We start from the raw sequence: 11,195 nt of genomic DNA, 5'->3' as shown, positions 1-11,195 counted from the left end.
ATTAAACGTTTAATCGTAAAAAATAGAGATTTATTGCGTGCATTATCCGCCCCCCAAAATCGCTCGCAATGCGTTTTACTCTTGTTTACAAAGCATACGTAAAATCAGGCAAAAAATTGCTGCCCGCAGGAGTGCCGAAAACCGACTACTTCGGTATGATGCGGCACACTAAACTGAATAGTCATCGGGGTTTGACGCGGAGCTTATCCAAAAAGTCTCCCCTCTGTACAAAGGTGCTCGGCCTTCTTCAGCCGGCCCTCTTGGACGCTCCGGTGGAATTAATAACGGAAGTAGAAGAGACAAACCATGAGTAAACATCAGCCACTCGCCCATTGGGACGATATTTTGCTGCTGGACCAACAGCTGACCGACGAAGAGCGCATGGTGCGCGACACGGCACGTGAGTACTGCCAAAGCAAACTGATGCCCAGAGTTCTCGAGGGTAACCGCCACGAAATCTTCGATCGTGAAATCATGAACGAGATGGGTGAATTGGGCCTGCTCGGTTCCACCATCGAAGGCTACGGCTGCGCCGGTCTCAACTACGTTTCCTACGGCCTGGTGGCGCGCGAAGTTGAACGCGTTGACTCCGGCTACCGGTCCGCCATGAGCGTTCAGTCCAGCCTGGTTATGCACCCGATTTACGCTTACGGCAGCGAAGAGCAAAAGCAGAAGTACCTGCCCAAGCTGGCTTCCGGCGAATGGGTTGGCTGTTTTGGCCTGACCGAGCCCGATGCGGGTTCCGATCCCGGCGGCATGAAAACCCGCGCCAAGAAAGTCGATGGCGGCTACCGCATCAGCGGCTCCAAGATGTGGATCACCAACAGCCCAATCGCCGACGTTTTCGTTGTTTGGGCGAAAGATGACGACGATATTATTCGCGGCTTCGTGCTGGACAAAGGTATGGAAGGCCTCTCCGCACCGAAGATCGAAGGCAAGTTCTCACTGCGCGCCTCCATTACCGGCGAGATTGTGATGGACAATGTGTTCGTTCCGGAAGAAAACAAGTTCCCGGAAATTGGCGGACTGCGCGGCCCCTTCGGCTGCCTGAACCGCGCTCGCTACGGTATCTCCTGGGGCGCCATGGGTGCCGGCGAGTTCTGCTGGCACGCCGCTCGCCAGTACGGCCTGGACCGCACCCAGTTCAATCGCCCTCTGGCTCAAACCCAGCTGTTCCAGAAGAAATTGGCGGATATGCAGACCGAAATTACCCTGGGCCTGCAAGCCTCCCTGCGCGTAGGTCGCATCATGGACGAGAACAAGCAGTTCGACCCCACCATGATCTCCCTGGTGAAGCGCAATAACTGTGGTAAGGCACTGGATATCGCGCGTATTGCGCGCGATATGCACGGCGGCAACGGCATCTCCGACGAATTCCACGTAATTCGCCACGTGATGAACCTGGAAGCTGTAAATACCTACGAAGGTACCCACGACGTACACGCATTGATCCTCGGCCGCGCCCAGACCGGCCTGCAAGCATTCGTGTAAAACACGTCTAGTTGGATGCTCACGGTATTTTCCGTGGGCATCGCCCTTATCCCATCATTTCTTATCTCCTTACTTCTACCTCGGCCCCAGGTTGGTAGCACAAAGCCATTAAACTAAAGTTCGGAATAATTACGCAAAAAGGCGGCGCATAGACAGTGGAGCAGTATTAAATTATTATCCACACCAAGCAAAGTACTGCACCGAAAAAAAACGTTTGGATTTGAAGTAAAATAATTTGAGGGCGGACCAAAACTCACTGTGACCATTTACGCATCATCGAACCGCGAAATAAGTAAAGACAGCCCTCAGCAATTATTAAACTCTCAATAAAGGTATAAAAAAGAAGTTTTGGGAAGCGCGGAAAGCCCAAACAGAGAGCCCAACAAGCTGAATAAAATTATTACCCCTCCCCTAACTTCCCTCCACATCAACAATCTCCCGCCCCGGATTTCGATCATTTAATTTCACTACACAAAGAGCAATACCCAGCAACACGACAAAAGTCGCTACCCACTCGACAAATGTAAGATATTCACCGAGGATAATTGATGAGCCGATTATTCCCACAATAGGAACCAGCAACCCAAATGGTGAAACGCAGGCAGAGGAATAGCGACGAATTAAATCACCCCATAAAATATAACCAACCAATGTCACCATGCACACTTGATAAACAATTGAAAACCAACTGGCCGTATGCGCTTGAAAAAAGAAAACCCAGGGAGTATGGCTTTCATAAAATATCGACAAAACCAAAAGAGGTACTGGCGGTACCAGTGAAGCCCAAACCATTAAATGTAACAAATTAACACCTGGCATCCTGCGGAATACGATATTCGCTATCGCCCAAGACAGCCCCGCCCCCATAATAAGGATAAATCCCACTATCGTTGTCGACCCACCTTTATCGGCATAGTAGAAAAATACAGAGAACCCTACAGCCGCTATTACCAAACCCAAGCACTGCTGCATATTTATCTTATCGCCAAATAGCATTGCGAATAGCAATAGGGTGAATGGCACCTGCGACTGCATTAGCAGTGACGCTACACCCGCTTGAATATCGGCCTTCATGGCGTAGTACATCAACCCCAGAGAGAGAAACTCTAAGAAGAAGCCGAGCGCAACAACATTGAGGATCGAGGTCTTGGGGAATGGACAAAAGAAAACCAGAGGAACAGCGACGAGGGTGAAGCGAACTGAAGCCAATAACATTGGCGGGAAGTCGGCCAGCGCCACCTTGGTTATCGGGTAATTCAGTCCAAAAATTGAGACTGCCAGCAAAGCCAACAGTATGCTTCTATACGGCATCTCTACAGCCAGTGAACAATGGACGTAACCAAAGGGTAGCAGCCTCCATTACTCTTCTGCGCCTAATGGGCCCTTTGTAATTGTTTCAATAGCTCCCTGGTACCGATCTATTGCGGCGCCTCACACTTCTCACCAGTAGATCGTTGCTCAATTCCCTTTGCGTAGACAGAAGTGCTATTCTCCCCTGCCCGCCAATCTCTGGATGTAACGATGATATGGATGAGCTGCTGCACTGGTTTGAATTGATCGGTATCGCGGTCTTTGCCTTCAGCGGCGTACTCGCCGCCGGCCACAAACAGATGGATTTATTTGGTGCCGTGGTACTCGCCTGCGTCACCTCTATTGGCGGCGGCACCGCCCGGGACATTATTCTCAACGTCCCTGTATTCTGGCTTGAGCACACCTATTACCTGTGGATCGCCTCAATTACCGGTGTAGTAAGCTTTTACCTGATACGCTATCTAAAGGTCCCTATGCGCCTGCTAATGGTGGCAGATGCCATTGGACTCGCCGTTTTTGTGGTGCTTGGAACCCAGAAAGTACTCGGACTGGGCTATTCCGCGACCATCGCAATCGTGCTCGGCGTAATGACCGGTACTTTTGGCGGGGTGATTCGGGATGTGCTGTCCGGTGACATTCCACTTTTACTCCGGCGAGAGATCTATGCCACCGCTGCCCTTACCGGTACGGCCATACTCGTTGCCTTGGACAATGTAGGGTGGCTACCCCATGAGCTGGTGGTGGCTATTGCTGTATTTGTGACCTTAGCGATTCGCCTCGCGGCATTGCGCTGGAATATCTCCGCGCCAGTGGCACGCTTCGGCAGGCACTGACCCGCTCAAAGGTCTGGAACCATAAACCACTATTTAGTAGCAGTCACAGGAATAATCTAAGTGCAAAAAGCCCGATTGCGCATACTCCTCATCATTCTCTTTTCCATGGTGATTGGAGCCTGTGAGCGCTCGACAAACTCTGTCCAAACCGGCCAATCCCAGCAAAAACAATACGCTCGCCTGGTCGCAAAGCCCTGCTGGTTCAAAACCGATGAAACCTGGCCTTTCACCCAGTGTTTCATGATGGAGGTGCCGGAGAATTATGCCCACCCGGAAAAGCGCAAAATCCGCTTCCCGGTAGTGCGCTTCCGCGCCACAAACCCCGACCCCAAGAAAATCCCCCTACTCCACCTCGGCGCCGGTGGTCCCGGAGCCAGCATGGGGTTAGAGCCCGAGAACGCCAGTGATTGGCTGTGGCTTAACTATGCCGCCATGACAGTAGAAGATGGCCGGGATCTCTTTGTTATAGATCCCAGGGGCACCGGTATGGCCCAGCCACGCCTCACTTGCAGCGAGTTTATCGAAGACGCCGATACCGCTTTCCGGCGCAACCTGTCTCCGGAAGAAGAGGCCCGTGTTTTCTCCTTCAGTATGGAGCGCTGTTACAGTCGCCTGAGCAAAGGTGCCGACTTGGCCCAGTACAACAGTTCTGTGATCGCCAGGGATGTAGAAGAGCTGAGAAAAACCCTCAAACTCGATAAATTCGACCTCTATGGGGTGTCCTACTCCTCCCGCTACGCCCTGACAGTGGCCCGCGACTTCCCGGAATCAGTGCGCACCCTGGTGCTTAACAGTGCGGTCTTCCCCAATATTGTCTACACGCAACAGCTCCCTCAGGACTCCCTGGCGGCCTACGAACGCGGCCTAAAGCATTGCATCGAAGACGAGAAATGTAACAGTCGCTACCCCAATTTGCGTCGCAGATTGGAAAACCTGATCCAGACCTTAGACGAAGAGCCGCGCACCATTCCGATCAAGCACCGCTACTCAAAGCAAAGCTATCCCTTTGTGCTTACTGGACAGCGCTTGCTGAGAGTTCTATTCCAGGCGCTGTATAACGAAAACTTCTACAGTGAGCTGCCCAAGATGATCGAGGGCCTGGAAAATGAGGGCGATGAAGGGCTACAGCCGGCCCAAGATGCCATCGCACACTTTATGGAGATCGTACTGGACCCCTACTTTGGGGATGCAGCCGGCGTTAGCCACTTCTGTTATGAAGAGGCTCCCTTTGTCGATTTTGATCAGGCCAGGGCCAACGCAGCAGACACCGGCATTCTCGGCGGGGCCGTGCGATCAGATTTAAATTTGTTGCAGCTACAGTGTCGCATCTGGGCAATCCCCTCTGCTCCTCTCACTGAGTCAAAAGCCATCTCCACCCCAGTTCCAGTGATAGTGTTACACGGCGGCCTGGATCCGGTACTGGCTGCAGATGATGTCGATATCGCACGCAAAGAGCTACCGAATCACCAATGGCTGCTATTTCCCAACCTGGCTCACGATATTATTTCCGCAAGCAACTGCGCAGAGCGGGCAGTAGCGCGCTTTCTCGACAACCCTGCCGAAGATCAAACCGAAACTACCATGACTTGCCGCAAAGCGGAGCTGGCAGACCAGATTTCCACCGAAGAAGAGTCTGAGTCCCAGCAAGAAGCCGAACAGCAGGCCGTCGAACCCCAGGCAGCGGAAGTCCCAGCTCCGGAAAGCGGCCAATAACCAAAAACAACAGCTGAAGTTACACGACAAAAGCGGTATCAAGGATTGAGGAGAGGCCGATGGAGAGCGACAACAACCCTGCCCTGATTGAAGTTGCTGATTTGGTAGGACTCAAAAAGACCGGCGAACCCGTAATATTGGACTGCCGCTATAGCCTGGCGGATCACGATAGTGGTGAGCGGGACTATCGGGCTGGCCATATTCCCGATGCCCATTACGCCTGCCTGCACCGTGACCTCTCTGCCCCTGTGCAACGCTACGGCGGCCGCCACCCAATGCCGAGTGCTGCACAGTTCCAGGACTACGCTCGCAATCTGGGAGTCGATAGTGACACACAGGTAATCGTCTACGACGACAACCGCCTGGGTTTCGCTGCTCGTGCTTGGTTCCTGTTTTTCTTCTTTGGCCACAAGAAAATCAGCATTCTGAATGGCGGTCTAAAAGCCTGGCTCGATGCAGGGGAGGCATTGGACACAAGCGAGCCCACTCTATCCAAGCAAGGAAACTTCAGCGCACAACCAAAAGAAAATCTTTTGGTTCATTACGAGAACATCAAACAAAACCTGGGTAAAGCACCCTGGCAGTTAGTAGACGCCCGGGACAGGCAGCGCTTTGAAGGAATTGAAGAGCCTATCGACCCGATTACCGGACATATACCCACAGCCATCAATCAGCCCTGGCAAAACATAACAGACAAAAACAATGGCAAAGTGAAATCCATTGCCGAACTTAAATCACAGTTTGGCAACTTGGCAGATGGTAAACCACTTCTCAACTACTGCGGCTCCGGAGTTACTGCCTGCGTTAATTTCTATGCTCAATATTTAGCTGGTCGCCACGACTCACTACTTTATCCTGGGAGCTGGAGTGATTGGTGTGCACATCAGTAAAAGAAAAAATCAGAAATCCTTAGCACACACAACTGTCAAGGGATTCATTTAAGTAGATATAGTGTGTTTGCACAAACCATATGACTATGAGGTAAGGAGGTTAAAAAAGACATAAGCTTCGAATTTAAATATTACCCATAAAATGCACTTAGGTAACACCTAATTAGACACAACTACCACAGGCCAAACTTGACAGGAGTATTCTAAAAATTAATTTTCAGATCAAGACAAAATTGCCATATGTGCTTGCTGAGTGTAATCGATATTTACACTCATACAACACCCCATTTTTAGCCTGAACATTAATCAAACTCAACAAATATAAACAACCACTGACAAAGCAAACCTTCCCTGCCCACTTTACCCACCCTCCACATGAGCGCCGATCGAACGCTCTATTGCAGAAAGTTGTGCCTCTAAGGATAAATTTAAAATACCGATTGGGGTTTCGAGAATGCAGCTACCTGGAGCCACTTTATCATCAGAAACTACCTCAAAATTTTTCAAGGTAGGATAATCCGCTAAAAGCTCAGCAATTTTTTCACTTGCCGGCCTATACTGACATGGTGATACAAACAATTTGGCACTATCAACATTATAATGGATTGACACAGCTCTTTCTATCTGCTTCAAAAGCTGAGTATCGGTTTCAATTTCACCAATTAACTTCTGCAATATTACCTTAACAAGGCTAACCACCTCTTGCTGCTGCCCTTTCAAGAACTGCTGGCAGAGCTGGAGCGTCGTCAACAGAGCTTCACTTTGATCGCTCAAACCCGCTTGAACACCATCCGCATAGCCCTGATCGTAACCTTCTTTAATTGATGCCTTAGAGCCGGCAACAATTTCGGCTGCATCTGCCTCGGCAAGAGCGAGAATATCTTGCGCTTGAAGATAAGTATTATACTCATTTAACTTCACCACCTTACTCTCGGGAGACAAGGCAACAGCTTGAGGAACTATCTCAACAAAATTTCCCATTCTGGCTCCATATATTTTACCAGCTTACGTATTAAAACATATGTTCGGCTATCGTTGACCGCTTCAACTATCAACTTTTGAGGCAAGCCGCTATCTTTACATTCCGGATACTGAAATTCATAGTAAGTTTTCCATAAATCCAGCATATCTTTTGTTATGAGGTCGCTTTTTGCCTGCCGAACCAGATATGACAGGGTTTCAAAAAATACAAGCTCCCCGACCTCAATCAAAACTTTAGAGCTAAACGCTTCCAATTTAAACTCAGCGGCTTTCTTTTGTATTTCATCGAAAATGAAGGGACGAGAGCTAAGCAGAAAGGGGCCAAGCCCCTCAATATTCTTCAAAGTAACCTGTGGCAGCACTGCAAATAAATCTTGCCTGCATGATTTTTGTATAACGCGATCCATTTTTACATCAAGACACAAGTAGCCTATCATTAACATAATACGCTTTTGGATCAGCGGAGGAGCAAAAAGGAGTTTAGCAGGAGAAACACTAAAGAAAAACCAATCCAAGCCCTCCAGTTCGAGTCGACGCCTAATAAGCTTCTGTGAAGAAGGCATGTTAAGCAGTTCAACCGGAATCCCATCAAAACAACCCTCTAAATGACTTTCGTGAATCCATTTAGCTGGGTAATGTGTCATCCTGAGCCAGCACAAAAAGATCGGATCACTCAAGTTTCTCTTGCATTCATCTCTAATTACCTTATTCATCAGTAATCGGCGTAATTAGAAATTCCAGGGAAAATAACTACTGCTACATTTTCATAGTCAAGTTGGTCCACCGAATTTGAAACCATCGCCTTTATCTGAGGAATATAGGATTTCATTGGTGCTCTACTATCATATTTTATGAATACAGACGCTTTAACAACAGTCGTCTTAGAAACACTCTTCGCCGCCTTCTTGCTTTCTTCTGCTGGCAGCACCAAGTGAACCTTAGCTGTTAACACTCCGTCAATATTTGATAAAGTAGACGCGATATCTTGTGACATAGCAAAAGTGTAACGAGCACTATCTGCCATTGGCGATTGTATCAATCCACCCTGAGGGAAAATTTCATTTAATGTTGCATATTTCTTTCTTGGATAAGAATGTCTAGACAAGATTTCAATTGCACTTGTAAGCTGAGACTCTTCAACCACCAATGTTATGCTTCCACCCTTACCCGGCTCTTTTCCAGCAGACACCCCCTCAGATAATAACAGAGCGAGCATCTCATTACCCTCCTGCTCTTCCAGGCCGGTATATAGCTCTACTTTACATCCAGTCAAAACAACAATAAAAAGAACTAATAAAAATCGGGCATTAAACATTACTGCGCCTTGAGTAAAGTATCAACATTTTGCGTACTTTTTGAGATCCCCTTACTAATCAATTCTTGCTGAATGGTGATCTCTGCGATTTCGAACTGTAACCTAAGTAGGTCTACAGGCGCTATTTCATCAACACTTAGTGCTGATTCAATTTCTGTCGTTTTTGCTCCAATCTCCTCCTTGGTGTCCGAAATAATCTGGAAAAATTTATCCCCCAGAGTGGCCTCCGAAGCAGAAAACTGGTCTTCTCCAGTGAGAAACCCGCTCTGACCTGAAAGCGGAGAATCAAAAGCAACCGGCTGTACACCTGATATTGTTTCCATAATATAACCTCTAAACTAATGTCTGAGAGTAGACTTCTTTCACCATATTTTTTATTGTGCAATCAATCGAGGATGCCATTAATTTACAACACAACTCCTTAGAAGCATTAATTCTGCCCGATCGCCACAAAGCCAATGCCAAATATGCGTGTGGCGTATCAAGCTGGTCCATATTCTGATTGCACCAAGGCTCAAGTACTTCAATTGCTGATTCGGGTTTATCACTATAAACCAGCAACAACGCCCGCAATGTTATTTTCGAGACGTTGCTGATAGACTCAGCCTCAAGCATAGAGATTATGCTTTCTGCTTCGTCTATCATGCCTTCTGCAAGACCACTAATTGCAATTTCTGCTAGCGCCTTATTTAAGTCCATAACTATCTTTACATTTTTTGAACGATCGACATAGATGCATCTTTAACCACTTTGTTGATTGTTGATACAACATTCATAACAACCGACCACTTCGCTACAGACGCATTGAAATTGGCCAATGCCGCGGGATCATCAGGGTTAGCAGCCAATATGGCAGACTGCTCATTCATTTCCGTACTGACTTCACTGGCAGCAGGAGATAGCACTGCCGAAGCTGATTCGATAGAGAAACTACTATCAATTGATGTATAAGCCATTTATACGTCCTCGTTTATGTATAATTTAAGAGCCCTCTAAACTTTTTAGAGGGCCTGTTGTGATAATTTATCTATCCCTAATTTCCTGACAATCGCTTGTGCGCTCTCCAGCGCCTCCAAGCGTTTGGTAAGGGCCTGGAAAGTAGATGGTGCCTGTGGCAACCGTAACTCGTTCTTACAATTGAAATACTGTTCATCCAAATAATTTAGAACGCTATTCTTCGATGTTTTAACGAAAGGGAGTAAATTCGAGTCCATCATCGTAAAGGCTCAACTAATTCACTAAAAAGCTAAATTTAGGGCTCTCATTGCTCGGCTTCAAATCTTCATAACGTAAAGTATACGATTGAAGGCCGCGTATTAAAGTAATTTCACCGTCAGAGAGCGCCTGCAAATTGACACCATTTGGTAACCTAGCGCCAACCAAATAACGATTACCGTTTTTAAATGTGACATAGGGGGTATCCCCAGATCGAACAGCCGCAATTCCGAAGTCCGAAAGCGTTTTAGGGACTTTATGAACTCTGGGAGTAATGTGTATCAAGCGCGGTGTATCACCAACCCTTCCCCTAAATTCAGACATAATTTCATTTAATTGACGCTTTTCCGGTGAAGCAAGACTCCCAATGATTTCAATCCTATCTTTCCTCTCCTTGAAAGACAATTGCGTAGAAAAACTATACTCTGCAATCATTGATGTCAGCCTTTTAAGCGGACTCACCTCTTTACTGGAAGATACTTCCCAAATCAGTAACCCAGGAATATCAGAGAGCAATACCTTTTCGGCCTTATCCCAAGTCCTCGAAAAATCTCCATCCGTAACAGCTACTAAATGACCTGGCTTACTACCACGCTCAATCTTCTCCGGCACCAGCCCCAAGTTTGCTAAAATTAACCGCGCAGACTGCTCCATCTTTTCTACACTATAAACATTAATAGAAATAGCAGTAGAGATTGCTTCAATCTGCTGCTTTAAAATATGTAAAGAAATATCATCTTGGACATAACCAGACACCAAAATACTTTCAGATTTCTCATCGGCGCTCACATTAAGATCTTGATACTTCGCCTGCGAAAGAAGTTCAGATAACTTACTATTCCCTAACCTCTCTGAATCTACCTGCGAGCTTACCTTTTCGGGTTCTCCATGACTCACCACCTCCTCTACAGCCGGCTCAGCAGGAATACTATCCTTTGCTTTATACATAAAGTAACTATAAAAAGATGTTATTCCTACTCCAACAGCCACTACAACCCATTTTGTAGCAGGCATAGCTGCAATGGAGGTTAATCTATTTTTAGAATCTGTGCTTGTATCCTTCGCATCCCTATCAATGGGTTCCGGTCGCCCTTTTGGATTTACAGAGATAGAAGGACTGGAACTTTGCAGCTCTTCAACCCACTCTTCAGTTTCTAAACGCAATGCAAAGCACAATCTACCTGCAGTAATAGCTTTTTGAGTAGGCAAGTAGTCATCGGAAGAGATAATTTCACCATCTGATTCAAGTGAAATATCCTCCTCGAGAAGTTCAACTTTTACACCATCTTCATCCGAATCAAAGGTTATGTATTGCGCGGAAACTATAGTAGAGCTAAGCACCAAATCCGCCAGCTCTTCGTCACTGCCTAACACCATATTGCTATGAAGCGGTACTTCGGCACCATAATGTTCGCTATTTAATACTTTAAGCTTCCATCGTTTCAT

13 protein-coding genes are annotated in these 11,195 nt (G+C 47.2%); 4 read left to right on the top strand and 9 right to left on the bottom strand.

What is annotated here, in order from left to right; genetic code table 11:
• The first annotated feature begins 306 nt into the window (after positions 1-306).
• Positions 307-1,491, top strand: a complete 1,185-nt coding sequence (locus ACJJI3_RS03485; RefSeq protein ID WP_282932536.1) for an acyl-CoA dehydrogenase — start codon at positions 307-309, stop codon at positions 1,489-1,491.
• Between the two features lie 411 nt (positions 1,492-1,902).
• Here ACJJI3_RS03485 and ACJJI3_RS03480 read toward each other — a convergent pair whose 3' ends face one another.
• Complete coding sequence (locus ACJJI3_RS03480) at positions 1,903-2,802, bottom strand: EamA family transporter (protein ID WP_444941510.1); 900 nt, start codon at positions 2,800-2,802, stop codon at positions 1,903-1,905.
• A 215-nt stretch (positions 2,803-3,017) separates the two neighbouring features.
• On the opposite strand from ACJJI3_RS03480, the gene ACJJI3_RS03475 reads away from it, so the two are divergent.
• From ACJJI3_RS03475 to ACJJI3_RS03465, 3 genes are read left to right on the top strand one after another with little or no spacing between them, the layout of a single operon-like run.
• A complete protein-coding gene (locus ACJJI3_RS03475) occupies positions 3,018-3,635 on the top strand; it encodes a trimeric intracellular cation channel family protein (RefSeq protein ID WP_444941509.1) in 618 nt (205 codons plus the stop codon).
• A 60-nt stretch (positions 3,636-3,695) separates the two neighbouring features.
• Complete coding sequence (locus tag ACJJI3_RS03470) at positions 3,696-5,348, top strand: alpha/beta fold hydrolase (RefSeq protein ID WP_444941508.1); 1,653 nt, start codon at positions 3,696-3,698, stop codon at positions 5,346-5,348.
• A 59-nt stretch (positions 5,349-5,407) separates the two neighbouring features.
• Positions 5,408-6,238 (top strand): sulfurtransferase, encoded by an 831-nt coding sequence (locus ACJJI3_RS03465; protein ID WP_444941507.1) that lies wholly within the window; start codon positions 5,408-5,410, stop codon positions 6,236-6,238.
• A gap of 360 nt (positions 6,239-6,598) precedes the next feature.
• On the opposite strand, the gene sctL is transcribed toward ACJJI3_RS03465, so the two are convergent.
• The 8 genes from sctL to sctD are packed head-to-tail and all read right to left on the bottom strand — an operon-like array spanning position 6,599 to position 11,195.
• Positions 6,599-7,219, bottom strand: coding sequence for a type III secretion system stator protein SctL (gene sctL / locus ACJJI3_RS03460; protein ID WP_444917382.1), 621 nt, complete (start codon positions 7,217-7,219; stop codon positions 6,599-6,601).
• A complete protein-coding gene (locus ACJJI3_RS03455) occupies positions 7,198-7,896 on the bottom strand; it encodes a hypothetical protein (protein ID WP_444941506.1) in 699 nt (232 codons plus the stop codon). The genes sctL and ACJJI3_RS03455 overlap by 22 nt, the downstream gene beginning before the upstream one ends.
• A 35-nt stretch (positions 7,897-7,931) precedes the next feature.
• On the bottom strand, positions 7,932-8,534 hold the full coding sequence (gene sctJ, locus ACJJI3_RS03450; protein WP_444941505.1) for a type III secretion system inner membrane ring lipoprotein SctJ: 603 nt from the start codon (positions 8,532-8,534) through the stop codon (positions 7,932-7,934).
• The gene (sctI, locus tag ACJJI3_RS03445; RefSeq protein ID WP_444941504.1) at positions 8,534-8,857 is read right to left on the bottom strand and encodes a type III secretion system inner rod subunit SctI; all 324 of its coding nucleotides are present in this window, start codon (positions 8,855-8,857) and stop codon (positions 8,534-8,536) included. The genes sctJ and sctI overlap by 1 nt, the downstream gene beginning before the upstream one ends.
• Before the next feature lie 10 nt (positions 8,858-8,867).
• On the bottom strand, positions 8,868-9,233 hold the full coding sequence (locus ACJJI3_RS03440; protein ID WP_444917386.1) for a hypothetical protein: 366 nt from the start codon (positions 9,231-9,233) through the stop codon (positions 8,868-8,870).
• 8 nt (positions 9,234-9,241) lie between these two features.
• Positions 9,242-9,490, bottom strand: a complete 249-nt coding sequence (locus ACJJI3_RS03435) for an EscF/YscF/HrpA family type III secretion system needle major subunit (protein ID WP_444917387.1) — start codon at positions 9,488-9,490, stop codon at positions 9,242-9,244.
• Positions 9,491-9,535: 45 nt separating this feature from the next.
• Positions 9,536-9,748: an EscE/YscE/SsaE family type III secretion system needle protein co-chaperone gene (locus ACJJI3_RS03430; protein ID WP_444942539.1), complete on the bottom strand. Its 213-nt coding sequence runs from the start codon at positions 9,746-9,748 to the stop codon at positions 9,536-9,538.
• A 16-nt stretch (positions 9,749-9,764) separates the two neighbouring features.
• Entirely contained in the window at positions 9,765-11,195 is a 1,431-nt protein-coding gene (sctD, locus tag ACJJI3_RS03425; protein WP_444917389.1) for a type III secretion system inner membrane ring subunit SctD, read from the bottom strand.

The organism is Microbulbifer maximicatervae (SeqCode), assembly GCF_052466985.1.
Note: the sequence above shows the minus strand (reverse complement) of the source record. Positions and strands in the feature narration are given on the sequence as shown.